This is a genomic window from Lysinibacillus sp. GbtcB16, from assembly GCF_019091145.1.
In the GTDB taxonomy this organism is placed as follows: domain Bacteria; phylum Bacillota; class Bacilli; order Bacillales_A; family Planococcaceae; genus Lysinibacillus; species Lysinibacillus fusiformis.
In genome coordinates this window covers 1-274 of sequence record NZ_JAGXJV010000361.1, presented here as the reverse complement: position 1 = coordinate 274, position 274 = coordinate 1, and the positions used below count along the sequence as shown (strand labels likewise).

The following is a 274-nucleotide window of genomic DNA, read 5'->3' as shown; positions in this document are numbered from 1 at the left end:
GTCTACGCTCCATTCGGCGGCGAGATCAAGTCGTGGCAAATCGCCGACGGCGCTCAAGTCAAAAAGGGACAGCTGCTGTTCGAGCTCGACGCCACACCGCTGCGAAGCGAAATCGCTTCGCTGCAGACCACATTGAAAAAGCAGAAGCTTGAAGCGGATCTTGCCAAATTCAAGGCTGCCGGTCCCACCGGAGAAACGGCGAGCATGGCTGCCGGCGCAGTCGGCGAGGATGATGCCCGTACTCGTTTCGCCGCTAGTGAGGGGCGTAAAATTC

The 274-nt window shown here is 58.8% G+C and carries 1 pseudogene; it reads left to right on the top strand.

From position 1 onward, the window contains the following. A pseudogene (locus KVT27_RS24550) lies at positions 1 to 274 on the top strand (biotin/lipoyl-binding protein); the annotation flags it as partial.